Annotated in this window: 24 protein-coding genes; 13 read left to right on the forward strand and 11 right to left on the reverse strand. The window is 70.6% G+C overall.

The annotated features are described in order from the left end of the window. Positions 1-341 precede the first annotated feature (341 nt). Positions 342-1,163: a Fic family protein gene (locus RH864_RS06810; protein WP_310516773.1), complete on the forward strand. Its 822-nt coding sequence runs from the start codon at positions 342-344 to the stop codon at positions 1,161-1,163. A gap of 89 nt (positions 1,164-1,252) precedes the next feature. On the opposite strand, the gene RH864_RS06815 is transcribed toward RH864_RS06810, so the two are convergent. Together RH864_RS06815 and RH864_RS06820 are read right to left on the reverse strand one after the other, a co-directional pair. Continuing rightward, positions 1,253-1,834 carry a dihydrofolate reductase family protein gene (locus RH864_RS06815; protein ID WP_310516774.1) on the reverse strand — a complete coding sequence of 194 codons (582 nt, stop codon included), beginning with the start codon at positions 1,832-1,834 and terminating at the stop codon, positions 1,253-1,255. Positions 1,835-1,892: 58 nt separating this feature from the next. Then, a complete protein-coding gene (locus RH864_RS06820; RefSeq protein ID WP_310516775.1) occupies positions 1,893-2,555 on the reverse strand; it encodes a dihydrofolate reductase family protein in 663 nt (220 codons plus the stop codon). 86 nt (positions 2,556-2,641) lie between these two features. Here RH864_RS06820 and RH864_RS06825 point away from each other — a divergent pair, with 86 nt between their 5' ends. After that, positions 2,642-3,136: a winged helix-turn-helix transcriptional regulator gene (locus RH864_RS06825; RefSeq protein WP_310516776.1), complete on the forward strand. Its 495-nt coding sequence runs from the start codon at positions 2,642-2,644 to the stop codon at positions 3,134-3,136. Positions 3,137-3,162: 26 nt separating this feature from the next. Here RH864_RS06825 and RH864_RS06830 read toward each other — a convergent pair whose 3' ends face one another. After that, positions 3,163-4,164, reverse strand: coding sequence for a helix-turn-helix transcriptional regulator (locus RH864_RS06830; RefSeq protein WP_310516777.1), 1,002 nt, complete (start codon positions 4,162-4,164; stop codon positions 3,163-3,165). Between the two features lie 117 nt (positions 4,165-4,281). Here RH864_RS06830 and RH864_RS06835 point away from each other — a divergent pair, with 117 nt between their 5' ends. Continuing rightward, on the forward strand, positions 4,282-4,701 hold the full coding sequence (locus tag RH864_RS06835; protein WP_310516778.1) for a VOC family protein: 420 nt from the start codon (positions 4,282-4,284) through the stop codon (positions 4,699-4,701). A 12-nt stretch (positions 4,702-4,713) separates the two neighbouring features. Here the strand turns inward: RH864_RS06835 and RH864_RS06840 are convergent, their stop codons facing one another. The 3 genes from RH864_RS06840 to RH864_RS06850 all read right to left on the reverse strand — a co-directional run bounded on the left by RH864_RS06840 (position 4,714) and on the right by RH864_RS06850 (position 6,641). Next, entirely contained in the window at positions 4,714-5,445 is a 732-nt protein-coding gene (locus tag RH864_RS06840; RefSeq protein WP_310516779.1) for an alpha/beta fold hydrolase, read from the reverse strand. 150 nt (positions 5,446-5,595) lie between these two features. Beyond that, positions 5,596-5,979, reverse strand: a complete 384-nt coding sequence (locus RH864_RS06845) for a RidA family protein (RefSeq protein ID WP_310516780.1) — start codon at positions 5,977-5,979, stop codon at positions 5,596-5,598. 50 nt (positions 5,980-6,029) lie between these two features. Next, positions 6,030-6,641: a bifunctional 4-hydroxy-2-oxoglutarate aldolase/2-dehydro-3-deoxy-phosphogluconate aldolase gene (locus RH864_RS06850; RefSeq protein ID WP_310516781.1), complete on the reverse strand. Its 612-nt coding sequence runs from the start codon at positions 6,639-6,641 to the stop codon at positions 6,030-6,032. Between the two features lie 107 nt (positions 6,642-6,748). Between RH864_RS06850 and RH864_RS06855 the strand changes: the two genes are divergently transcribed. Further along, positions 6,749-7,897 carry an ABC transporter substrate-binding protein gene (locus tag RH864_RS06855; RefSeq protein ID WP_310516782.1) on the forward strand — a complete coding sequence of 383 codons (1,149 nt, stop codon included), beginning with the start codon at positions 6,749-6,751 and terminating at the stop codon, positions 7,895-7,897. Here RH864_RS06855 and RH864_RS06860 read toward each other — a convergent pair. Then, positions 7,869-9,065, reverse strand: coding sequence for an amidohydrolase family protein (locus tag RH864_RS06860; RefSeq protein WP_310516783.1), 1,197 nt, complete (start codon positions 9,063-9,065; stop codon positions 7,869-7,871). The genes RH864_RS06855 and RH864_RS06860 overlap by 29 nt on opposite strands. Before the next feature lie 56 nt (positions 9,066-9,121). Here RH864_RS06860 and RH864_RS06865 point away from each other — a divergent pair, with 56 nt between their 5' ends. Next, positions 9,122-10,096 (forward strand): Gfo/Idh/MocA family protein, encoded by a 975-nt coding sequence (locus RH864_RS06865; protein ID WP_310516784.1) that lies wholly within the window; start codon positions 9,122-9,124, stop codon positions 10,094-10,096. Here RH864_RS06865 and RH864_RS06870 read toward each other — a convergent pair. Together RH864_RS06870 and RH864_RS06875 are read right to left on the reverse strand one after the other, a co-directional pair. Further along, positions 10,093-10,827 (reverse strand): IclR family transcriptional regulator, encoded by a 735-nt coding sequence (locus RH864_RS06870; protein ID WP_310516785.1) that lies wholly within the window; start codon positions 10,825-10,827, stop codon positions 10,093-10,095. The two genes, RH864_RS06865 and RH864_RS06870, sit on opposite strands and share 4 nt — an antisense overlap. After that, on the reverse strand, positions 10,811-11,950 hold the full coding sequence (locus tag RH864_RS06875; RefSeq protein WP_310516786.1) for a sugar kinase: 1,140 nt from the start codon (positions 11,948-11,950) through the stop codon (positions 10,811-10,813). Before RH864_RS06875 ends, RH864_RS06870 begins: the two co-directional genes overlap by 17 nt. Between RH864_RS06875 and RH864_RS06880 the strand changes: the two genes are divergently transcribed. The 7 genes from RH864_RS06880 to RH864_RS06910 all read left to right on the forward strand — a co-directional run bounded on the left by RH864_RS06880 (position 11,928) and on the right by RH864_RS06910 (position 19,397). Then, entirely contained in the window at positions 11,928-13,280 is a 1,353-nt protein-coding gene (locus tag RH864_RS06880) for an ABC transporter substrate-binding protein (RefSeq protein ID WP_310516787.1), read from the forward strand. The genes RH864_RS06875 and RH864_RS06880 overlap by 23 nt on opposite strands. A 74-nt stretch (positions 13,281-13,354) precedes the next feature. Beyond that, positions 13,355-14,857, forward strand: coding sequence for an N-acyl-D-amino-acid deacylase family protein (locus RH864_RS06885; RefSeq protein ID WP_310516788.1), 1,503 nt, complete (start codon positions 13,355-13,357; stop codon positions 14,855-14,857). After that, complete coding sequence (locus RH864_RS06890) at positions 14,854-15,978, forward strand: pyridoxal-phosphate dependent enzyme (RefSeq protein WP_310516789.1); 1,125 nt, start codon at positions 14,854-14,856, stop codon at positions 15,976-15,978. The genes RH864_RS06885 and RH864_RS06890 overlap by 4 nt, the downstream gene beginning before the upstream one ends. Further along, a complete protein-coding gene (locus tag RH864_RS06895) occupies positions 15,957-16,730 on the forward strand; it encodes an SDR family NAD(P)-dependent oxidoreductase (RefSeq protein WP_310516790.1) in 774 nt (257 codons plus the stop codon). The genes RH864_RS06890 and RH864_RS06895 overlap by 22 nt, the downstream gene beginning before the upstream one ends. Then, on the forward strand, positions 16,727-17,641 hold the full coding sequence (locus tag RH864_RS06900) for a phosphotriesterase family protein (RefSeq protein WP_310516791.1): 915 nt from the start codon (positions 16,727-16,729) through the stop codon (positions 17,639-17,641). The genes RH864_RS06895 and RH864_RS06900 overlap by 4 nt, the downstream gene beginning before the upstream one ends. After that, complete coding sequence (locus RH864_RS06905) at positions 17,638-18,510, forward strand: carbohydrate ABC transporter permease (RefSeq protein ID WP_310516792.1); 873 nt, start codon at positions 17,638-17,640, stop codon at positions 18,508-18,510. Before RH864_RS06900 ends, RH864_RS06905 begins: the two co-directional genes overlap by 4 nt. Then, complete coding sequence (locus RH864_RS06910; protein WP_310516793.1) at positions 18,507-19,397, forward strand: carbohydrate ABC transporter permease; 891 nt, start codon at positions 18,507-18,509, stop codon at positions 19,395-19,397. The genes RH864_RS06905 and RH864_RS06910 overlap by 4 nt, the downstream gene beginning before the upstream one ends. Here the strand turns inward: RH864_RS06910 and RH864_RS06915 are convergent. Beyond that, on the reverse strand, positions 19,394-20,689 hold the full coding sequence (locus RH864_RS06915) for a saccharopine dehydrogenase family protein (protein ID WP_310516794.1): 1,296 nt from the start codon (positions 20,687-20,689) through the stop codon (positions 19,394-19,396). The genes RH864_RS06910 and RH864_RS06915 overlap by 4 nt on opposite strands. 122 nt (positions 20,690-20,811) lie before the next feature. Continuing rightward, the gene (locus RH864_RS06920) at positions 20,812-21,519 is read right to left on the reverse strand and encodes a TetR/AcrR family transcriptional regulator (protein WP_310516795.1); all 708 of its coding nucleotides are present in this window, start codon (positions 21,517-21,519) and stop codon (positions 20,812-20,814) included. Positions 21,520-21,618: 99 nt separating this feature from the next. Between RH864_RS06920 and RH864_RS06925 the strand changes: the two genes are divergently transcribed. Further along, positions 21,619-22,668: an NAD(P)-dependent alcohol dehydrogenase gene (locus RH864_RS06925; protein ID WP_310516796.1), complete on the forward strand. Its 1,050-nt coding sequence runs from the start codon at positions 21,619-21,621 to the stop codon at positions 22,666-22,668. The last annotated feature ends 118 nt before the right edge of the window (positions 22,669-22,786 follow it).

Raw genomic sequence — 22,786 nt, forward strand, 5'->3', positions numbered from 1 at the left:
GTCCATGGCGGAGCGCTTCGCGCGGGGGTGGGCGGGCCGATCGAATGCTGACCGAGATCGAGGTCTCGTTGCCGCCCATGATCGCCAAGCTCTCCTACGAGCTGCCGGCCAGATTGACCGCCGCGAACGAGGCGGCCATCCGTGCGGTTTCGACCGTCGACGAATCCGATCCCAATCACATCGAGGCCCTCTCCGGAGTCTTGCTCCGCATGGAGGCGGTCTCGTCGTCGAAGATCGAGTACGTCGAGGCGAGCATGGAAGACTACGCTCGCGCGACAGCCGGCATCAAAGCGAACGAGTCGGCGACCTCGATGGTCGCAGCCACGCGAGCGATCGCCGAGATGATCCGCGAAGCGGGCGAGACTGGCGTTATCTCCATCGACGAGATGCTTGCCGCCCATGCGACGCTCATGCGCGACGACCCGTATGACGGTCCGTACGCGGGAACGTTCCGCACGCAGCAGAACTGGATCGGCGGCTCGGATTACTCGCCTCGAGGGGCCGTTCACGTTCCGCCGCCGCCGGAGACGGTCGAGCGGTACATGACGGACCTGATCGAGTTCGCGAACCGCGACGATCTGCCGACCATTCCCCAGGCGGCGATCGTCCACGCCCAATTCGAGAGCATCCACCCGTTCACGGACGGCAACGGACGCATCGGCCGTGCGCTCATCAACGCCGTATTGAGACGACGCGGACTCACTCGCAACGTCGTGATCCCCATCGCGAGTGCCCTCGCGGCCGACCGGGAACGCTACTTCTCGTTGGTCAACGGCTATCGCGTCGGCGAACTCGATGCCTTCGTCAGCGAACTCCTGACGGCGACTCGCATCTCGGCCGAGGAGGCCGAAGTCTCGGCCGCCCGTATCGGCGGGCTCCCCGCCTACTGGGCGAGGCTGTCGAACCCTCGGCCCGGCAGCGCGGCTGCGCGCATCCTCGGGCAGCTCACGAGACATCCCGTTCTCACCACAGAAGACGCCTTGCGCCTTGCCGGCGGCTCGACATCCAGCACCTACTCGGCGCTCGAACGGCTCGAAGCAGACGGCATCATCCACGAGGTCACCAAACGGCAGCGCGACCGGGTCTGGGGCGCCACCGAGGTGCTCATCGAGCTCGACCGCCTGAGCGGCGCGATCGCGGAACGCATGCGCGCGGCACGATGAACCGTCGGTAGCCGCCAAGGCCGGTGGCGGAGCATCCGCACCGAGTGCCACGCGCCTCGACAGCCGACCCGGGCGGCCAGCGGCCGCACTCAGCCGGGCGAGTACGGCTTCCTGCCCTTCGGTCGGTAGGTCCGGCCGAAGCTTCGCGGGGCGTCGTCGTAGATCTCGACCAGCTCCCACTCGATGCGTCTCCCACCGGGGACGTCGAAGATCCGCGTGCCGTCCCCGAGGAACACGGGTGCGACGAACACCTGCAGCTCGTCGATGAGATCGTGTTCGAGCGCTTGCCGGGCGATGTCGGCGCTGATGATCTGCACATCCCGATCGCCCGCGGTCTCCTGGGCGCGCCGTACGGCCTCGACGACGTCGCAGTCCAGGGCGATGACGGTGTCGTCGTCGGCGAGCTCCTCGGGCCGGTGGGTGAGCACGAACTCCGTCCCCGACCAGGCGCCGCCGTACGCCTCGGAGGTCAGCTCGTCGCGCTCGTCGCGCTGCGCGAGGGCGGCGTCGTAGCCGGCCCGGCCCGAGATGATCACGCCGACGGCGTCGGCGAGTCGCTGCGTCGTGGCGTCGTCGAGCGATTCACCGGTCGACAGCCAGCTCATGTCGTGATCGGGTCCGGTGATGAATCCGTCGATCGAGGACGTGAATCCCCAGGCAACCTTGCCCATGTGTGCTTCCTCGCGTTCAGATCGGTTCAGCGGATGTCTCGTGCCCGCGCCGCGCGCGTCACGCCCGCCGGCTGAAGGTGACGTGGACGACCCCGCTCGGCGATGCCACCTGCTCGACGTCGTACCCCGCTTCGAGGCCTTCGAGTCCGTCCCACAGCCGCACGCCGCGGCCGAGCAGGATCGGCACGACGACGACGTGCAGCTCGTCGACGAGCCCCGCGGCGAGGAACTCGCGCACCATCGTTGGCCCGCCGCCGATGCGCACGTCGCGACCGCCTGCGGCCTCGCGTGCGAGCGCGAGCGCGTCCTGCGGTGACTCGTCGATGAAGTGGAAGACGGTGCCGCCCGCCATCTCGATCGACGGCCGCGGGTGGTGGGTGAGCACGAAGACGGGAGTGTGGAACGGCGGCTCGTCGCCCCACCAGCCGCGCCATTCGTCGTCCGTGCCGAGGTCGGTCCAGGGGCCGGTGGTCGCGCTGAACTTGCCGCGACCCATGATCTCTGCGCCGATGTCGAGCCGGTCGTGGCGCTCGGCGAACGCGTTGTCGACCCCCTCGGAGCCGCCGGTGCCGCCGAACATCTCGCGACCGAAGCGGGTGGCGAACATCCACTCGTGCAGGCGCTCGCCGGCGTGGCCGAAAGGTGCCTCGAGTGACAGGTTCTCGCCGGTCGCGAAGCCGTCGAGCGACACCGAGAAGTTCTGCACGCGGACGAATGACATCACTGGCCTCCGAAGGGGTTGCAATTCAAGATCACTTTGCACCCTAGCTGAAGCGGTTGCGAGGTGCAATCACTAGACTGGCTGGCATGGAATCGGCTCCTCGCTCAGGCTGCGCGATCAACGCGGCCGTCGAGGTGCTCGGTGACCCGTGGTCGATGCTCGTGCTGCGCGACATCATGTTCGGCGATCGTCGCCACTTCCGCGAGCTGCTGGCCGGGTCGGAGGAGGGCATCGCGTCCAACATCCTCGCGAGCCGGCTGAAGCGACTCGTCGAGGGTGGGCTGCTCACCCGTGACGAGGCGCGACGCGGGCAGCGCGCCGCCTACTCGCTCACCGAGGCGGGCATCCAGGTGCTGCCGATCATGATCGCCCTCGGCACCTGGGGCCTCGCGCATCGTGAGGGCGAGCCGCGTCTCCGGGTCCGCGCCGAGCTCCTGCGCGACGGCGGGCCCCGGCTCGTCGACGCGATGATGGACGAGCTGCGCGAGCGCCACCTCGGGATTCCCCGCCCCGACCCGGCCGCGCCCCGCCCGAGCGAGCTGCTCGCCGCCGCGTACGAGGCCGCGGTCGGCCAGGCGTGACCGTCGCGGTTCGCCCATGGTCGCGACTACCTGACCGCCGGGCGTCGCGTCGGCCGACCTCGCGGCGGACGAGCGTCGGCGTAGCGGGCAGCGAGCGTGCGGAACGCCGCTGCGAGCTCGGGAGGTGCGACCTCGGAGACCGCGGCGTCGAATCTCCCGATGGATGCCGCGAGCGCCACCCACGACCATGACCCCGCCCTCAGCCGGCAGTGATCGGCGTCGACGGCCTCGACCGTGCCTTCAGGGGCGAACGGCGCGACGTCGCGTGCCGGCAGGGCGAGCACGACGGTGCCCTCGCACGGCCAGCGATCCGGTCGGTCGGAGCCCATGAACCGCGACTCCACGAAAGCGCCGACGTCGCCACCGGGGACCTCACGCCGTCCGAAGCGCGGCCCGGTCGGCACCCGTGGAGACATCCGGTCGAGTCGATACATCCGCCAGTCCTCGCGCTCGAGATCCCACCCGACCAGGTACCAGCGACCCGCGCGGGCGACGACGTGGTGCGGCTCGACGCGCCGCGGCGGCGCCTCGTCCTCCGCGTCCTCGCCGACCGGCCGGTAGTCGAAGCGCACCACCTCGCGGGCGCGGACCGCAGCGCTGATCGCGATCAGCACCTGCGGTTCCATCGCCGGGGCCCGGCCCGCGGGGATATTGGTGAACCTCACGCCGTCGATGCGGTGCCGGAGTCGCGACGGCATCACCTGCCTGACCGTGGCGAGCGCTCGACTCGCGGCCTCGTCGATGGCTGCCCCGGTCGCGGGCGCGGTCTGCAGCGCGACCGCGATCGCCAAGGCCTGGTCGTCGTCGAACAGCAGTGGGGGCAGCTCCGAACCGGCGTCGAGTCGGTATCCGCCATCCGGGCCCTTCATCGCCTGAATGCGGTAGCCCAGCTCGCGCAGCCGGTCGATGTCGCGACGCACCGTGCGTGCGCTGACGTCGAGGCGGTCGGCGAGCACCTGGCCCGGCCAGTCGCGCCGCGACTGCAGCAGCGACAGCAGGGTCAGCAGGCGTGAGGTCGCTCCGGCCATGCCCTCGATTCTCCCCGAAGAAGCGGACATAATCCGACCTCTTCTGACGAGACAGTGGAGACGTCCGGTTCACCACGACCGGATGTCTCATCCCAAGAACGTGCAAGGAGCACCCTCATGACCATCCAAGTGACCCCTCACCTCAACTTCCGCGGCGCGGCCCGCGAAGCGTTGGAGTTCTACCGCTCGGTGTTCGGCGGCGAGCTGACCGTGCTCAGGTACGCCGACATGGGGAACGCCGACCCCGCGACCGCCGACCACGTGGTCTGGGGGCAGGTGGAGTCCCCGGACGGGTTCCGCATCATGGCGTACGACGTGTACCCCCATCTGCCCCTGGAGCGCGGCCAGGACCCCTTTTTCGTCTCGGTGCGCGGCACCGACCCGGCCGAGCTGCAGGGCTACTGGGGCCGGCTCGCCGATGGCGCGACGGTGCACCAGGACCTTGCGCCGTCGCAGTGGGCGCCGCTGTACGGGCAGCTCACCGATCGGTTCGGCGTCACCTGGGTGCTCGATGTGGCTGCGGTCTACCCGGGCTGAGCGAGCGGCCGATCAGACGCTCGCGACCGCCGCCCGGATCGCCTCGAGCGCGGCCTCGGGGTGGGACACCATCGAGACGTGCGACGCGCTCAACTCGCTGACGGTCGAGCCGGCCCGCTCGGCCATCCGGCGCAGCAGCGCGACGGGGATGACCCGGTCGTCGGTGCCGATCACGGCCCAGCTCGGGATCGTCCGCCAGGCCGGCGGGCCTGACGGCACCACGTTCGCGACGAGCGAGGCCGGCCGCTGGCTCGCGACGATCGTCCAGCGGTCGGCCTCGTGGAGGTCCTGGGCGAACGACTCGTGCACGACCTCGGGCTTCAGGAACACCTCGGCCGCGCCCTCCGGGGCGCCCGGATACCCCGCGATGTCGAAGATCGTCGTCGGGTCGGGGACGCCGAGGGCGGAGCCCGAGCCTCCGAGCAGCTGCACGACCGTCTCGCCCTCATCGGGGACGAACGCGTTGACGTACACCAGGGCGCGCACGTCCCCGCCGTTCGCGGCGTTCGTGACGACCGCGCCGCCGTAGGAGTGGCCCACGAGCACGACCGGCCCGGTGGTGCGCTGGGCCAGGAACGACGCGACATAGGCCGCATCGTCGGTGAGCCCGCGCAGCGGGTTCGGCGGGACCAGCACGGTGTAGCCCTCGGCCTGGAGCGTGCGCGTCACCGCGTCCCAGCTCGAGCCGTCGGCCCACGCCCCGTGCACGAGCACGATCGTGGGCTTCGCCGTCGCATCCGTCATCATCACCCTCCTCGTCGGTGGCGGCCGCACCGGCCGCCACCGCGCACCCTACGCCCGTGAGAGCGCGTCCACCAGAGGTGATGAGGTTTGCTCCGCTTTATTTCGCCCGGGGTTCATCGGGCCCTTGAGCACCCCGGGCCGAGCGCTGGTTCAGTCGCCGAGGATGGCGACGCCGTCGATCTCGACCTTCATCCCGGGTCCGAGGCCGGCCGACACCGTGGTGCGCGCGGGAAGCGGGTCGGAGAAGAACTCCCCGTACACCTCGTTCATGCCGGCGAACTCGGCGTGCTCGCTGATGAAGACGCGTACGGTGACGACGTCGTCCATGGTGCCGCCCGCGGCCTCGACGACATGCTTGAGGTTCTGCAGCGCCTGCCGCGTCTGCTCACGGACGCCCGGCCCGACGAGCTCGTCGGTCGCCGCGTCGAACCCGCCCTGGCCGGCGAGGAAGAGCTGATTGCCGCGGCGAACGGCCTGAGAGTAGGACGCCACGGGAACCGGGGCGAGGTTCGTGCTGATGCTGGTCTTCGTCATGGTGTGCTCCTGTCGTTGGTGGTCCGGATATGGATGGGTCGGCGTCGAGCTCAGCCCGCGTCGCGCAGTGCGGCGAACCGGGCGAGTGATGCCGGTGTGTCGAGCGCGCTGCCGACCCCGACGCCGATCGCGCCGGCGTCGAGGTAGTCCTGTGCATCGTCGGGGGAGACGCCGCCGACGGCGACGAAGTCCACCGTGGGGAACGGGCCGCGTAGGGTCCGTACCCCAGACGTGCCGAGTGCGTTCGCCGGGAACAGCTTCTGCACGGTGAGCGACATGGCGAGCGCCCCGGCGATCTCGGTGGGAGTCAGCACGCCCGGGAGTGTGGGCAGGCCGAGCGCGTCGGCGGCTCGGACCGCGTCTGGGAAGAGCCCCGGGGCGACGAGGTAACGGGCTCCCGCCGCGTGGGCGCGCGTGACATCATCCGCCGTGCAGATCGTGCCGGCGCCGACGAACCGTTCGGTCTGGTTCGCGTGCGGCGCGAGCGCGGCGAGCGCCTCGAGCGCTTCGTTCGACTGGGTCGGCACCTCGACGAGGCGGATGCCGTGTTCCCAGCACTGCAGCGCCAGCCGGACCGTGTCCTCGACCGAGCGGCCGCGGATGATGGCGATCATGGGCGAGACCGCGAGATGCTCGCGGAAGAAGTCTGACAGCACGAGCACTCCTGATCTCATTCACGGCGGTGCGGCAACTCTATATAGTGATTGCACATGCTGTCCATTGCATTGCAAAATATGCAATAGCGCCGGTCAGGTGATCTGGAGGAGAAATGCGCCCGCTGCGCGTCTGGTTGAAGGCCGGTCACACCGTCGAGATCATCCGGCGTCTCGTGCCCGAGTTCACCGACCGGACCGGCGTGCGCGTCGAGATCGCGGTCGTCGCCGAGGGCGCAGCGCATGACGGGCTCATCACGGCGGCCGAGCATCCCGATGTCGTCACGGCGCCGTTCTGGTATCTCGACGAGCTGACCGCCCGGGGCATCCTTGCTCCGCTCTCGCTGTCGGCGCTGGGGCTCGACGACCGCTTCGTGCCCCTCGCGCTCGACGCCCTGTCCCGCGACGGACACGTGTACGCCGTCCCCCACACGCTCACCGGCGGCATGCTCTCCTATCGAGCCGATCTGTTCGCGGCGCTCGGCATCGAGCCGCCGAGCACGCTCGACGAGACCATCGCCGCTCATGCGGCGCTGCGGCACGCGGGCCACGCCGGCCTCGTCGCCCGCGCCAACCCCGAGTTCTCCTCCCTCGAGACGTTCGCGGGATGGGCGGCCGCCCGTGGCCGGACCATTCTTCCCGGACGTGGCCCGGCCGCACGCGAGGACCTGGTCGCCGGCGCCGGCGACCTCATCGCTGCGCTCCGCTCGCACGGGGCCGGGCTCGCAGACCTCGACTACGCGGCCGTCGGCGAGCTCATCGTGGAAGAGCGCGCGACCATGCTCTTCGACACCAGCGCCTGGGTCTTCCGCTTCGAGGCCTCCGACTCGCCCGTCCGAGGGCGAATGGGGTACACCGTCATCGGCGCCGAGGCGCCCGCCCAGTTCATGTACGCAGAAGGGCTTGCGGTCACCACCCGGTGCGACCTCCCCGAGGCCGCGCAACAGTTCCTCCGCTGGCGGCACTCCGAGCGGGTCCTCCGGGAAGAGGTGGAGCAGATCGGCCGGATCGATGTGCCTCGGCTCGACCTCCGCGAGCTGCCGTGGTTCTCGGACTACGTCGACGTCCGGGGGCTCGCGGAATGCCTCGCCGCCATCGACAGGTCGTGGGCGGCGGGCAGCACCGCTCATGTCGCGCGCCGCCCCGACTACGTCGAGGCCGCGCGACAGACCATGGCCCTGATCTCCGGGGTGATCGGCGGAACGTTCACGTCCATCGACGAGGCGGTCGCCGCCCTCAGCGCACCCACCGGCCCGCGAGCATGACTGCGTCGATCGCGGAGAGTGCTCGGATGTCCGCGAGCGGATCGGCGCCGAGGCACAGCACATCCGCCGGCATGCCGGGCGCGAGCACTCCTCCGGCCACGGCGAGCGCGTCGGCGCCGCCGATGGTGAGGGCGCGAAGCGCCGAGGCGGGGTCCATGCCGGCCTCGACGAGATGAACGGCTTGCTCCTGCATGCCCCAGCCGTGCGGATTGAGCGTGGTGCCCGCGTCGGTCCCGACCGCGAGGCGGGCGCCGCCCCGGACGGCCGCCTCGAGCGCGCGGCGCTCGTGGGGTGCATGGTCGATGATCTTCGCCGTGGCCTCCCGGTTCGACCGGGCGCGGTCGGGGCTCGACACGAACCGTTCGGTCGCGACGAACGTGCTGATGAGCGTGACGTCGCGCGCCCGCAGCGCAGCGAGCTCGTCCTGGCCGAGGTACGAGAAGTGCTCGACCGTGTCCGCCCCCGCGGCGATCGCGTTGCGGATGCTGGTCGCGCCGTGCGCATGCGTCGCGACGCGGATGCCTCGGGCGTGCGCGGCTCGCACGACGGCCGCCAGCAGTTCGGGGGCCATCTGCACCGCGCCGGGCTCGGTGCCCGACGTGATCACGCCGCCGCTCGCGAACAGCTTGGCGGTACCCACGCCACGTGCCGCGAGGTCGTCGAGCGCGACGAGGTACTCGTCGAATGTCTCGGCCGCCGTCGCGAGGAAGCTGCCGTGGCCCGTCGCAGAGCCGATCGCCCCCGCGGCCACGATGCGCGGCGAACCGGTGTCGAGGATGCCCGCACCTCCGCGCCCGCCCTCGCGGGCGGCGAGCTCGATGACCACATTGCCCGGGCTGCCGAGATCGCGTACGGTCGTCACGCCGCTGTCCAGATGCCGGGCGGCGTTGGCGCGCACGAGCCTCTCGGCCGTGATCGGATCCTGGGCGAGCGCCTCGGCCTGGATGTCGAGCCCGCCGCTCAGGGCGAGATGGACGTGGCAGTCCACCAGTCCGGGCAGGCCGAACGCGGCGGGGTGGTGCTCAGAACGATCGCCCGAGGCCGATGCCGTGGGCGAGCCCGTCCCGATCTCGACGATGAGGCCGTCCTCGACCGCGATCCACGCGTCCGTGACGGGGTCGAGGTCGTGGCCGAGCAGCGCGCGGCGGAAGCGGAGAGTCGAACGCATGAAATTCGGGTTCCTTCGGAGCGAGGGTGGACGTGGTGAGAGATGGGATGGCTGAGATGAGTACAGATCGCGTGCGCGTGGTGATGGTCGGGGCTGGCGACTTCGGAATGCGGCACATAGCGACCGCGGCCGCGCTGCCGGAGCTCGAGGTGGTCGCCGTGGCCGACCGGGATGCCGCACGTGCGGCGGCGGCCGCAGCGCGAACCGGTGCGACCGCCCACGCGAGTCTCGCGGAGGCGCTCGCCGGAGTGGCCGTCGACGCCGTGGTCATCGCGACGCCGCCGGCGGCGCATGCCGCGGATCTGCGGCTCGCCGTCGATCGCGGATTGCCCGCGCTCGTGGAGAAGCCCGTGGTCACCACGGCCGCTGAACTCGAGGAGCTCGACACGCTCGACGAAGCCCAGAAGGCCCTGGTCTTCCCCGCGCACGTCAGCCGGTTCCTGCCGACGTTCGTCGCGATGCGCGAGCACGTCGCGGGGCGTCGCATCCGCATGATCCGCGCGGTGCGCATCGTGCCGGCCGAACGGGTGGCCCTGCACGGCGACGCGCATCCGGCGCTCAGCGCCATGGTCCACGATCTCGACCTGATCCGGGCCCTCGTGCCGGAGCGGCTGGTGCACGTGCAGAGCGAGCAGGCCTGGACCGACGACTCCCGGCCGTTCCCGCAATCGGTGATCGCTCATCTGCGGTTCGCTGACGGGACGATCGCCTCGGTCGACAACTCGTGGTCGTTGCCGCACACGCGGCGGTATATCGACGCGCGCATGGAGGTGCTCGCCGATGGGCTCAGCGCCTCGCTCGCGTTGCCGGGCGGCGGCCTGCGGCTCGACACCGTCGACGGGGACTTCGTCCCCGATGTGGAGCTCGAGGCATCCGCCTACGGTCTGCCGGTCGGCGCGCTCGCGACACAGCTGCGGCACTTCGCCGCCTCGGTCGCCGGTCGGCCCGTCGAACGGGCGGTCACGCTCGACGAGGCCCTGTGGAGCGTTCGCACCGCGCTCACGATCGTCGAGCAGCACGGACGTGACTAGGCGATCTCGGCGGAGATCTTGGTCGCGACGTCCTGCAGCATCGGGACGAGCTCGAGCAGCTCGGCTCGGTTGATGGTGATCGTCGGTGCCGAGAGCGAGATGCCGTGCGTGACGGGAGCGGAGTCCGGGCGCAACGCGACCGCGATGCAGTGGATGTAGTCCTCGTGCTCGCGATCGTCGATGGCGTACCCGCGTTGGCGTACCCGGTTGAGCTCGTCGAGGAAGCCCTGGGGGGTCGTGATGGTGCGCTCGGTGTGACGCACGTAGTCGATGCCCTCGGCGATGCGGATCCGGTCCTGGATGGGCTGCTCGGCCACGATCGCCTTCGCCACGCCGGTGCAGTAGAGCGGGGCCGGAACGCCGATGCGGGAGTACATCCGCACCGTCTTCTGCGTCTCGAACTTGTCGATGTAGAACACGTCGCTCCCGTCGTACGCGCCGAGGTGGATCGTCTGCTGCGTCTGGTCGGCGAGCCGCCTGAGGTGCGGTGCGGCGATCGAGCGGATGTCGAGGCTGCCGAGTGCGAGCGTCGAGAGGCTGAACATGCGGACGCCGAGCCGGTATCGGTGGGCGGCGTTGTGCCGCACGAAGTTGCGGGCCTCGAGGGTCTGCAGCAACCTGAGCGCCGTCGACTTGTGGACTTCGAGCAGGTCGGCGACCTCGGCCAGGTCTCGTTCGCCTTCGCCGAGGAACTCGAGGATCTGCAGGGCACGGTCAACGGTTTGCGACATGGGCGGGGGTCCTCGTTTCGTGGCCGGGGGAGTAGCTGGCGAACTCCCACTCATCGTCCCCCAGCGCGAGCAGACCTTCAATGTATTCCCGGCCGGGGAGGGCGCCCACGTCCGTGTGCACGCTCAGGGCACTGCTCGCGACGATGGTGCCCATGCGTGCGGCGTGCTTGGGGTCTGCGCCCGACAGCCACCCGTGCAGGAAGCCCGCGGCGAACGCATCGCCCGCGCCGACGGGCTCCGTGACGTCGACCCTGAGCGCGGGCACCTCGATGCGCCGGTCGCCGTCGAAGACGGTGCACCCGCCGGCCCCGCGCTTGACCACGAGGATCGACGGACCGTCGATCGCGGCGCGGACTGCCGCCACGTCGCCGAGTCCCCAGGCGGACTGGGCCTCATCCAGGCCGACGAACACGAGGTCGGCAGCCTGCGCGATCGTCCGCAGCACGCCCGAGTCGGACCCGGGCCACAGCGCCGGGCGCCAGTTCACGTCGAACGAGACCACGCCGTCCCGCGGTCGTGCATCGACCGCCGCCGTCATGAACGCGCGGCAGTCTTCCGACAGGGCCGGCGTGATTCCGCTCAGATGCAGGATGCGAGGCTCGAGTGCCCAGGCGCGGGCCGCCGCCGACGCGCCGAGCGCGCTCGCCGCGGAGTCCCGGCGGTAGTAGTGCACGGCGGTCCCGGCCGGCCGGCGCTCCTTGAACGCCACCCCGGTCGGGCGGTTCGCGTCGCGCTCGACGGCCGAGACATCCACGCCGTCGCGCGCCATCTCGGCGACGATGAAGTCGCCGAACGGATCGGCGCCCAGTCGGCTGATCCACGCGGAACTGGCGCCGAGTCGCGCGAGATAGCGCGCGACATTGGCTTCCGCCCCTGCGGCCGAGATGCGATACCGCGTGTCCTCGGTCAGCGGTCCAGTGTGCTCGGTGACGAACATGGCCATGGCTTCACCGGCGCAAGCCACATCGGTGACGGGCCTCCGGGGCGGGGTTTCCAAAAAAGACTCCTCGATGCGTTGACTTCGCGACACACGACTGTAACGATGCTCCGGTACGATTTGCAATACCCATTGCACATGTTGCACCAGGAGAGGAACCCCCATGAAGTCGTTGCCGCGCCGCATTGCGGCTGCCGTCGGCATCGTCGCCGCCAGCAGCCTCCTGATCACCGGATGTTCTTCCGGAGGGTCCGCTGAAGCACCCGCCGAAGCCGGCGACCGCACGGCCTACGAGGGCACGACGCTCCGCGTCCTGCTCAAAGAGGGCTACGAGATCGAGGCCATCCAGGAGTTCAAGGGCGACTTCGAGGACGAGACGGGCATCACCGTCGAGCTCGAGGTCTACGACGAGCCCACCGCTCGCCAGAAGCTCGTGCTCGACGCGACCTCGGGCGCCGGCACCTACGACATCACCTCGTCGTCGTTCTGGAACCTCCCGGAGTTCGTCTCCGCGGGCTGGCTTCAGCCGCTCGACGAGTACCTCGAGAACGCCAATGACGAATGGCTCGTCATGGAGGACATCCCGACCGGCGCCATCGAGTCCATGACGGTCGACGGCGAGCTCTACGCACTGCCGCACACGATCATCGGCGGCATGCTCATGTACCGGGCCGACGTGTTCGAGGAGCTCGGCCTCGCCGCTCCCGAGACCACCGACGACATCCTCGCCGCCGCCGAGACCATCAAGGCCCAGCGCCCCGACCTCATCCCGTTCACGGCGCGCGGCGCCTCGACGTTCGCGTCGCTCGGCAGCGAGCTCGGGTGGGCGTACGGGTACGACGCGATCCTGTTCGACGACGAGGGCAACCCGCAGGCGGACACCCCCGAGATGCAGGAGGCGATGACCGACTACGTCACGCTGATGAAGGACTACGGCCCGAGCGATGCGGCCACGCTGACCTTCACCCAGGCGGGTGAGAAGTTCTCCTCCGGGGCCGCCGCGATGATGTTCGACACGTCGGGATTCGGCACCATCTTCGAGGACGAAGGCCAGTCGAGCGTCGCCGGGAAGGTCGGATACTCGCTGCCCACCGGCCCCGCGGGCAACCACCTGCAGTGGCTCTACAACGAGGGGCTCGCGATCACCGCCGACAGCCAGAACAAGGACGCCGCCTGGCTCTTCCTGCAGTGGCGGATGTCGCGCGACGTCACGATGCGCGAGCTGACCGAGCTCAGCCGCACCGATGTGCCGAACCTGCACGTCCTCGAGAGCGCCGAGTACAGCGACTACATGGCCGAGCACGGCCTGTCCGAGTTCTCCGAGGCGCTCCAGGCCAGCTGGGAGATGACGACCGCCGAGCACTGGCCGTTCTATCCGGAGTTCACCGAGATCGGCGACACCTTCGCCAAGGAGATGTCGTCGGCCATGACCGGCGGCAAGTCGGTGGATGACGCGCTCGCCACCGCGCAGAAGGAACTGACGCAGATCATGTCGGACGCGGGATACATCGATTGAGTGCGCACCTCTTGGTGAGGGGAGGCGTCGTCTTCGACGGCGCCTCCCCGCACCGCGCGCGTTCCGATGTCCGCGTGGTGAACGGGCGGGTCGCCGAGGTCGGCCCCGCGCTGGCCGTCGACGGGGCGGCCGTCGTCGACGCCGACGGGCTCTGGGTCACGCCGGGCTTCGTCGACGCGCACTCGCACGCCGACGCGGCCGCGCTGACCGGAGACGGCATGGAGGCCCGCGCGCTGGCCGGCGTCACGACAGAGATCGTCGGTCAGGACGGACTCGGGCTGAGCTTCGCGACCGGCGCGACGCGCGACACGATGGCCGAGACGCTCGTGCCGATCGCCGGGGAGCTTCCCGACGCCGAGTTCGCCGACCTGGCGGCGTACCTCGAGGAGGTCGACCGGGCGAGCCATGCGCGCGTTGCGAGTCTCGTGCCGCAGGGCACGATCCGCTCGGCCGTCATGGGCACCGATCTCCGCGATGCATCCGTCGACGAGATCGCCGAGATGCGCCGACTCGTCGAGCGTGGCGTCGCACAGGGTGCACCCGGCCTCTCGACGGGGCTCAGCTACGCCCCCGCGCTCGCGTCGAACACCGACGAACTGGTGGCGATCGCCGAGGCCGTCCCCGCGGGCACGCTGTACGTCACGCACCTGCGCGACTACGGGACCGGACTCGACCGATCGCTCGACGAGGCCGTCGAGATCTGCCGGCGCAGTCCGCTCGATCTGCATCTCTCGCACCTGCACGTCTCCGGGCCGGGGCGCGATGGCGCGGCGGAGGCCTACCTCCCGATGCTCGCGTCCACCGGTGCGACATGGGACTCCTACCCCTACACCTCGGGCTGCACGTTCATCCGGGCGCTGATGCCGTCCTCCGTGCAGCACCTCGCCGCGGCCGAGCTCGGCCGCCATCTCGCCGAACCCGGCCGGGCGTCCCGCCTCGCTGCGGAGCTCGACGCCGCCGGCCCGGGCGCGACGGTCGCGGGCGGCTGGGACACCATCTTCCTCGCGGGTCTCGACGGCACCGCGATCGCGGGCTGGGAGGCACGCACGGTCGCCGCGCTCGCCGCCGCGACACGATCCACGAGCGGTGCCGTCGTGGTCCGCGCGATCCAGGAGACCTCGGGCCGCGCCTGCATCGTCGTCGACCACGGTCACCTCGCCAACGTGCATGCGCTCACGCAAGGTGCCGGTCACCTCGTCGGATCCGACGGCATCATGGGGTCCGGCATCCCGCATCCCCGCGCGACGAACGCGTTCTTCCGCTTCCTCTCGTGGGCGGCCACCGGCACGATCTCCGTCAGCGTCGAGGAGATGGTGGCCCGGATGACGGGGCGCACCGCCGAACGGTTCCGGCTCCCGGTCGGGCGGCTCGAGCCCGGCCGGCCCGCGGATCTGCTCGTCATCGACCCCGAGGCGCTCGACGGGGGGCCCGACTTCGGTCATGCGACGCCCGCGTCCGTCGTGCACGCCATCCTCTCGGGCGAACCCAATGTGACCGACGGGCGCTGGCGCGGAGAGGCCCGGCCAGGCCTCGCCCTCCGAGCGACCGGATCAAGAAAGGAACCGACCCTCTCGTGAACGTGTGTCAGTCCTGCGGCGCCGACGCGCCGGCCGGCGCGGGGCTCTGCCCGCGCTGCGGCGGCGTGTGCCTCCGTCGCGATCCATGGATCGGGTCAGCGGATGCCTCGTCGGCGACGCCGCTCGTCCGGAGCCGGATTCCCGAGCTCAACGGCGCGTGGCTCAAGTTCGAGGGCGCCAATCCGAGCGGGTCCTTCAAGGACCGGGTGATGGGCGTCCTCATGGCCGAGGCGCTCGAGGCCGGCGCGCGCGGTGCGGTCGTGGCCTCTTCGGGGAACGCCGCCGTCGCCGCCGCGAGCGCTGCGGCACGCGCCGGGCTTCCGCTCCTCGTGCTCGTGCCGAGCCGGGTGCCCGAGCAGATCCTGCGGATGGTGGCGCTGCGCGGGGCATCCGTGGTGCGGGTCGGGGAGGGGCCGGCGGCCGTCCACGGACTCGCCAAGCGGATCGCCTCCGCATTCGATCTGCCGAATCTCGCATCGACCTTTGCGGCGCCGGGGTGCGAGTGGGCGTGCCGCGGGATCGGGGCCGAGATCGTCGAGCAGGTCGGCGACGGCGGCATCCGAACGGTCGCAGCCGCCGTGAGCGTGGGCCCGGTGCTGCTCGGCACCGCGAACGGCGTGCACGAGGCCGGCCTGCCGCGCCCGCGCATGGTCGCCGGACAGGCGGCCGGCTGTGCGCCGATCGCGGCCGCGTTCGCGCGCGGCGACGACACGGTCGCCGAATGGTCCGAGACCGTGTCCACTCGCGCGACCTCGATCGCCGACCGGTTGACCGGCTATGCCGACGAGGCGACGTTCTTCCTGCGTGAGGTCCGAGCCGGGGACGGGTTCGTCGGGGCCGCCGACGACGGCGAGCTCCACGACCTGCGCTCGCGGTTGGCCCGGTACGACGGGCTCGACGTCGAGCTCTCCTCGTGCGCGGCCCCCGCCGCGCTCATCGCCTCGGGCCATGCCGGGCCGGATGCGGTGTGCGTGCTCACGGGAGCGGGACTCAAGGAGACCCTCGCGCCCGAGGGTCACCCGCCGGACGAGCGCGGCGCGCTCGAGGGCTTCTGCCGGGCGGCGCTCGGTGACACATCCGTGGCGAAGGAGGTCGAATCGTGGATGAGCGAGTATCGGTAGTCACCGGAGGCGGCGGCGGCATCGGGCTTGCGACCGCGCGTCTGCTCCGTGAACGCGGTCCCGTCGTCGTCGCCGACCGGGATCCCGAAGCGCTTCGCGCGGCGTCGGACGCCGGCTTCATCCCGTTCCAGCTGGACGTCCGCGAGACCGCGGGCTGGACCCGCCTCGCCGACGAGGTCCGCGACCGGTTCGGGAAGCTCGATCACCTCGTCCACAACGCGGGGATCGCGCCGATCGCTCCGCTCACCGAGACGTCGGACGACGCGTTCGACCGTACGTACGAGACGAACGTGCGATCGATCCTGGTGGGCACGCGTGAGCTGTGGCGGCTCCTCGTGGCCGCGACGGGCAGCATCGTCAACGTGGCATCCGTCGCCGGTCTCGTCGGACAGGACAGCTCAGCCGCCTACGTCGCCTCGAAGGGCGCCGTGATCGCGCTGACGCGCGCACTCGCGATCGAGCTCGCACCCCACGGCGTGCGGGTCAACTGCGTGTCGCCCGGCACGACCATGACCCCGCTGCTCGAGCGCCACTTCGAGCGTCTCACCGACGGCGCGGAGGCGAAGGCGCAGCTCACGCGCCGGCACCCGCTCGGACGGCTGCTGACCCCGGAGGAGGTCGCGCCGACCATCGTGCATCTGCTCTCGCCGGAGACGGCCGGCGGCATGACCGGCGCCAACCTCGTGGTCGACGGCGGCCTGACCGCGTCGTTCGACTACGGCAACAGCTTCGCCGGGGGAGGGCCCCGATGAGCGTCCTGACCGTCACGGGGCCGGCCGAGCTCGACGAGCACGGCGTGATCCTGCCGCACGAGCACCTCGTCATCGACTACCGGCAGAAGACCGGGGCGAGCGGGCCGGTCCCGCTCGCGCTCGAGGAGGAGTGCGTCGCCGTGCTGGCCGACGCCCGCGCGGCCGGCGTGCAGGCGATCGTGGACTGCACGCCGCCGGGGTACGGGCGCGACCTCGCGTTCCTCCGCGCCGTGAGCGAGCGCAGCGGTGTCGCCGTCATCGCGAGCACCGGCACCTTCTGCGAACAGTGGAGCCCGCAGCCCGAGTGGGTGCGTGCCGCGGACACCGAGGAGCTCGCCGGCCGGTTCGTCGCCGAGCTCGGGCGGTCCTGCGGAGTGATCAAGGTGGCCACGAGCGCCGAGCCCACACCGGGCGACCTCGACGGACTCCGTGCGGCCGCGGTCGCGCACCGGCGGACGGGGGCCCCGATCGTGAGCCACACCACCGGCGGCTTCGGGCTCGAGCAGCTCGACCTGTTCGCGGCAGCCGGCGTGGACCTCGGCAAGGTGCTCGTGTCGCACGTGTGCGCCGACGACGAGCCCGTGGACTACGCGCTCGCGATCGCCCGGAGGGGCGCCTACGTGGGCCTCGACCGGATCGGTCACGCCGCGCACCCGGACGAGCACTGGATCGGGATCCTCCGGCGGCTGCTCCAGGAGGGGCTCGGCGACCGGGTGCTCGTGTCGCACGACAGCGTGCAGCACTTCACCGGGCCCGACGCGATCGCCGGGCACACCTTCTCGAACCTCCGACACCTGACCACCACCTTCACCCAGCTGGCCATCGCGAGCGGGATCGAGCGACACGAGCTGCACCGCATGACCGTGTCGAATCCCCGCGCCTGGCTCGCACCGAATCGAGTCGCCCAATGATCACGAGCAAGCGCTACACCTTCTTCTCTCTCGCCCCGTCGGTCGTCGTGTTCGCGATCGTCCTGCTCCTGCCGACGCTGTACATCGTCAATCTGATGTTCCGGCGGGAGTCGCTGACGCGCCCGGGCAACAACGGCTACATCGGCTTCGACAACTTCATCAAGCTCGCCGGAGACGAGCGATTCTGGGGCGCAGTCGGTCATTCCGCCGTCTTCTCCGGCGTCTCGCTCGCCGTGAGCATCCCGGTGGGCATCCTCATCGCCCTCCTCATCAACCGGAAACTGCGGGGACACGGACTGCTCAGGATCATCCTGATCGTGCCGATGGTGCTCGCGCCGCTCGTCGTCGGGGCCATCTTCCGCTTCATGTTCGACTCGAACGGGTTCGTGTCCTGGACGCTGGGGCTCATCGGGATCGATGCGCCCGCGTTCCTCTCGATCCCCGGGGTCTCGCTCGTCACGGTCGCGTTCGTCGACGCCTGGCAGTGGACGCCCTTCGTCGCGATCGTCGTGGCCGCCGCGATGGAGACCGTGCCGCAGCACGTCATGGAGGCCGCGCGGCTCGACGGCGCGAACGCGTGGCAGGAGCTCTGGCACTTCGTGCTCCCGCAGATCCGGCCGCTCCTCGTCCTCGTGGCCCTGATCCGGTTCATGGACAGCTTCCGCGAGTTCGACAAGCTCTTCATCATGACCAACGGCGGGCCGGGGACCTCGTCGGAGACCCTGCCGATCTACCTGTGGCGACAAGCGTTCCAGTACCTGGACATGGGGTACGCCGCGGCGGTCGGCTTCGTCGTGCTCATCATCATCAGCATCATCTGCACGTTCATCGTGAAGTTCTTCAAGGCAAGCAAGGGAGTGTCCGAATGACCGCCATCGAGACCGAGACCCGGCCGGCGCGCGTGGCGGCCGAGCGGCCGACGGCGCCGAGCCGGCCCCGCGGGCCGAAGCGCCTCTGGAACCTGCCGTGGTACCTCGTGATGATCGTCGTCGCGCTGGTCTGCCTCATCCCGACGGCGATCATGCTGCGGATCGCGCTGACCCCGCAGGTCGCCTGGCGTGAGATGCCCATCGACTGGTTCCGGCCGATCGACTGGAGCGCGTTCGAGCAGGTGCTGAACGGGCCGTTCCTGCACGCCCTGATGAACAGCTTCCTGATCGCCCTGGTGACCACGGCCATCGTCGTCGTGCTCTCGGCCATGGGCGGGCACGCCCTGGCGCGGATGCGCGGCAAGCACAAGGAGCGATTCCTCTTCGTCGTGCTCAGCACGCGCATGGGGCCGGCGGTCGTGTTCGCGTTGCCGATCTACCTCATCGCCTCGAACATCGGGCTCGTGGACACCTACGTCGGCATCATCGCGGTGTACATCGTGTACAACCTGGCGTTCGGGATCTGGATGATGCACGGGTTCTTCCTCGAGATCCCGCCGGAGGTCGAGGAGGCGGGGCTCATGGACGGGCTCTCCGAGTGGGGCGTGTTCCGCCGTGTCTCGTTGCCGATGGCCGCGTCCGGGGTGATCGCGACGGCCACGCTCGTGTTCATCCTGACCTGGAACGAGTTCTTCTACGCCTTCGTCCTCACGCAACGGAACGCCGGCACGTTCCCCACCACGATCCCGAGCTACTTCGGGGCGTTCCAGGTCGAGTGGGGTCCCATGTTCGCCGCGAGCACGCTCGGCATCCTGCCGCCGGTGATCTTCGGCATCCTCGCGCGGAAATGGCTCGCACGAGGGCTCTCAGGAGGGTTGGTCGACTAGCGCGCGACCGCGGTCCCTCCGCGACGGTCCTCGATGAACCATGGCTGACCGTACCCGCCGAGGTGCTCGGGCCGGGCCATGAGGTCGAGGAACTCGGCAGCGTCGAAGGCCTCGGGCCCGAGCACGCCGAGGCCATGCCACGTCCCGGAGGCCAGCAGCTCGAGCGCGACGACCGGGTTCAGCGCGGTCTGCCAGACCACGCACTGCGCCTCGTACTCCTGCATCGTCCATTCGTTGTCGGACACGTGGTAGAGGTACGACTCGCGAGGCTCGCCGGTCTTCGCGTCGCGCCCGGTGACCCAGACGCCCGCGCAGGTCTTGCCGGTCATGCGGGGGCCGATGGTCGCCGGGTCGGGCAGGCCGGCCGCGACGACATCGCGCGGGGCGACCTCGACCGGCCCGTTCGCGCTGCGCACCCGGACCGGCGTGGTCTTGTCGAGCCCGAGCGTGTGGAGGGTCTTGAGCACGCCGATGAACTCGTCGCCCAGCCCGTACTTGAAGGTCACGCGCTTGGCGTCGAGCCAGCGCGGCATGAGCAGCACCTCTTCGTGCTCGACGTTCACGCATTCGACGGGGCCGATGCCCGCGGGGAACTCGAAGACCTCCGGCTCGCTGAACGGCGCGGTGGTGTACCAGCCGCGATCCTGTTCCCAGATCACCGGTGGGTTCAGGCATTCCTCGATCGTGGTCCAGATCGAGAAGCTCGGGGCGAAGATCTCCTCGCCGTGTTCGTCGCGCACGACGAGGTTCGCGCCGTCGCGCACGCCGAGCTCGTCGATCTCGGAGAACAGGTGGTCCGCGGCGTACCGCGCGAACACGTCGGACAGGCCGGGCTCGACGCCCATGCCCACGAGCGCGAGGCGGCCCGCGCGCTCCCAGTCGCCGGCCTGCGCGAACTGGTCGTCGCCGAGCTTGACGCCGGTCTGCGCATACGGGTCGGTCGGATGCGGCTCGGAGAGGCTCATCGCCATGTCGAGGTAGTCCGCGCCGGCGGCGAGCGCCCCGGCGAAGATCGACGGCACGAACTTCGGCTCGACCGCGTTCATCACGTGCGTCGCGTCGTGCTCGCGCGCGACCGCGGCGACCACGTCCGGGTCGCTCGCGTCGATCTGCGCGGTGCCGAAGCGCGCGGCGACCTCGTCCCCGTGCCGGGCGCCGATCCACTCGACCGTGCGCTGCGCGCGCGCCTCGTCGTAGTCGCTCACGACGATCCGCTCGAAGAACGTGCGGCGCGCGGCGATCTTGGCGATGGCGTCGCCGACGCCTCCGGCGCCGATGAGCAGAATGCGCATGTCAGTCTCCGATCGGTTGCGACCTGCGCCGACGCCGTCCGCTGAGCGCGTCGATGCGCTCCGGCAGGCTACCGCGAACGCGACAGGCACCGCGACGGATGCCTCGTCTCGCAGGCCGGACCTCAGGCCGGCTCGGCGACGCCGTCGGCTTCGGCCGCGCGTCGGCGCTCGAGTCCCTCGAGCAGCAGGTCGAGGCCGAACTCGAACTCGGTCTGGTCGTCGCACCAGCCGAGCGTCGAATCGGGGTCGTCGTGGACCACCTCGCCGAGCATGGCGGCGAGGTTCGGGGCGAAGGTGGCGAGCTGGGCGAGCTCGACGGGGGCCGGTGCGTCCTTGTCGTCGCTGAGTTCCTGCACGTAGCCGTAGACGCGGCTTCCGATGGCGTGCAGGCCGTGATGGATGAGGTCGTACGAGAAGCCGCCGGCGCGCATGATGCCGACCACGCCGTCGACGTGGCGGGCGGCGGTCGGGCCGGGTGTGCCTCGTGCGTTCATGATCCAGGGTGCCCAGGGGTGGCGCAGCAGGACGCGGCGCGCGCCGAGGATGCGCGCGCGAAGGGCGTCCGCCCAGGTTGCGGCCTCGGTGGCTGCCGCGACTCCGAATCCCCCGACCTCGCGCTCGACCTCGGCGAAGACCGCTTCGACGACCCCGTCGAGGATCGCGTTCTTATTCGGCAGGTGGTAGTAGATCGACATCGCCTCGACGCCGAGCTCCTCCGCGAGCGCACGCATGGTGAGGGCCTCGATGCCGTCGCGGTCGGCGAGCCTCAGCGCGGCGTCCAGCACGCGCTCACGGCTCAGCGGGGTGCGCTCAGCGGTCTTCGGCGGCATGCTTCACCTTACATCGTCAGGTTTTTCGCGAAGGGTCTGGACAGCGGTGACGGCGAGGCGTATCTTACGGCGTAAGGCTTACAGCGTAAGGGAGCGATCATGTCCACTGCATCCAGGCCGCGACGTGCCTCGCGCGGGCAGACCTCGACGGCATCGTCAGCGGCACCGGAGACCATGCGCGTCGCGCGCGCCGAGCGGTTCGGGCCGCCCGAGGTGGTGCGCGTGGCCCGCGTCGCGAAGCCGCACCCCGCTGCGGACGAGCTGCTCGTCCGGGTGCGGGCGTCGACCGTGAGCGTCGCGGATCAGCGCCTGCGCAGTCGCCGCGTGCCGAGGGGGACCAGCCTGCTCGTCACGCCCACCATCGGACTGTTCCGGCCCCGGCTCAGGGTGCTCGGCATGGAGGCGGCGGGGGTCGTCGAGGCGGTGGGCGCGAGCGTCACCCGATACACACCCGGCGACGAGGTGATGCTCATGCGCGGGGCCGGCATGGGATGCCACGCAGAGTACGTCACCGTCGGCGAATCCGGCGAGGTCGTGCGGAAGCCGGCGAACCTCTCGTTCGAAGAGGCCGCGGCGGTCGTCTTCGGCGGTCACACCGCGATCCGGTACCTCGACCGGGTGCCGATCGAGGCCGGCACCGAGGTGCTCGTCAACGGGGCATCGGGTGCGGTCGGCTCGGCCGTCGTGCAGCTCGCGGCCGCGCGCGGGGCGCGCGTGACGGCCGTGACGAGCGGGCGTAACACCGAGCTCGTCCGCGGTCTCGGCGCGAGTCGCGTCATCGACTACACCCAGGAGGACTTCGCCGCACCGGCCGGACCGCGGTACGACGTGATCGTCGAATGCGTGGGCAACGCGCCGTTCGATCGCGTCGCGCATCTCCTGCGACCGGGCGGGGCCTTGCTGCTCGTGATCGTCGACCTGCCGGGCATGCTGGCGGCGGGGCGGCAGGCCCGCAGGAGCGGTCTCGTGGTCGATCATCGCGGGGGCGAGCTGGGTGCCGACGGGATGGTGCGGCTCGCCGGGCTCGCCGAGGCCGGCACGCTCCGGCCGGTCATCGACCGCACGTACTCGCTCGACGACATCGTCGAGGCGCACCGGTACGTCGACACCGGCCGTAAGCGCGGCAGCGTGGTGCTCACGCTCGCGTGAGCCGCGTCGCGCTGCCCCGCCCAGACAGGCGAGCGCCCGCCGTGAGGATCACGACGGGCGCTCGCGTGGGGATGCGGCCAGCGAGTGGGCGGTCGTCACACCGACCGCGTCGACAGGT

The sequence above is a fragment of the Agromyces aerolatus genome (assembly GCF_031432255.1).
Classification (GTDB): Bacteria; Actinomycetota; Actinomycetes; order Actinomycetales; family Microbacteriaceae; genus Agromyces.

Excerpts from the sequence above, each read along its gene's own strand:
- RH864_RS06810 (WP_310516773.1), top strand. The coding sequence starts at position 342 with ATGATCCGCGAAGCGGGCGAGACTGGCGTTATCTCCATCGACGAGATG.
- RH864_RS06815 (WP_310516774.1), bottom strand. The coding sequence starts at position 1,834 with ATGGGCAAGGTTGCCTGGGGATTCACGTCCTCGATCGACGGATTCATC.
- RH864_RS06820 (WP_310516775.1), bottom strand. The coding sequence starts at position 2,555 with ATGTCATTCGTCCGCGTGCAGAACTTCTCGGTGTCGCTCGACGGCTTC.
- RH864_RS06825 (WP_310516776.1), top strand. The coding sequence starts at position 2,642 with ATGGAATCGGCTCCTCGCTCAGGCTGCGCGATCAACGCGGCCGTCGAG.
- RH864_RS06830 (WP_310516777.1), bottom strand. The coding sequence starts at position 4,164 with ATGGCCGGAGCGACCTCACGCCTGCTGACCCTGCTGTCGCTGCTGCAG.
- RH864_RS06835 (WP_310516778.1), top strand. The coding sequence starts at position 4,282 with ATGACCATCCAAGTGACCCCTCACCTCAACTTCCGCGGCGCGGCCCGC.
- RH864_RS06840 (WP_310516779.1), bottom strand. The coding sequence starts at position 5,445 with ATGACGGATGCGACGGCGAAGCCCACGATCGTGCTCGTGCACGGGGCG.
- RH864_RS06845 (WP_310516780.1), bottom strand. The coding sequence starts at position 5,979 with ATGACGAAGACCAGCATCAGCACGAACCTCGCCCCGGTTCCCGTGGCG.
- RH864_RS06855 (WP_310516782.1), top strand. The coding sequence starts at position 6,749 with ATGCGCCCGCTGCGCGTCTGGTTGAAGGCCGGTCACACCGTCGAGATC.
- RH864_RS06860 (WP_310516783.1), bottom strand. The coding sequence starts at position 9,065 with ATGCGTTCGACTCTCCGCTTCCGCCGCGCGCTGCTCGGCCACGACCTC.
- RH864_RS06865 (WP_310516784.1), top strand. The coding sequence starts at position 9,122 with ATGAGTACAGATCGCGTGCGCGTGGTGATGGTCGGGGCTGGCGACTTC.
- RH864_RS06870 (WP_310516785.1), bottom strand. The coding sequence starts at position 10,827 with ATGTCGCAAACCGTTGACCGTGCCCTGCAGATCCTCGAGTTCCTCGGC.
- RH864_RS06880 (WP_310516787.1), top strand. The coding sequence starts at position 11,928 with ATGAAGTCGTTGCCGCGCCGCATTGCGGCTGCCGTCGGCATCGTCGCC.
- RH864_RS06875 (WP_310516786.1), bottom strand. The coding sequence starts at position 11,950 with ATGCGGCGCGGCAACGACTTCATGGGGGTTCCTCTCCTGGTGCAACAT.
- RH864_RS06900 (WP_310516791.1), top strand. The coding sequence starts at position 16,727 with ATGAGCGTCCTGACCGTCACGGGGCCGGCCGAGCTCGACGAGCACGGC.
- RH864_RS06905 (WP_310516792.1), top strand. The coding sequence starts at position 17,638 with ATGATCACGAGCAAGCGCTACACCTTCTTCTCTCTCGCCCCGTCGGTC.
- RH864_RS06910 (WP_310516793.1), top strand. The coding sequence starts at position 18,507 with ATGACCGCCATCGAGACCGAGACCCGGCCGGCGCGCGTGGCGGCCGAG.
- RH864_RS06915 (WP_310516794.1), bottom strand. The coding sequence starts at position 20,689 with ATGCGCATTCTGCTCATCGGCGCCGGAGGCGTCGGCGACGCCATCGCC.
- RH864_RS06920 (WP_310516795.1), bottom strand. The coding sequence starts at position 21,519 with ATGCCGCCGAAGACCGCTGAGCGCACCCCGCTGAGCCGTGAGCGCGTG.
- RH864_RS06925 (WP_310516796.1), top strand. The coding sequence starts at position 21,619 with ATGTCCACTGCATCCAGGCCGCGACGTGCCTCGCGCGGGCAGACCTCG.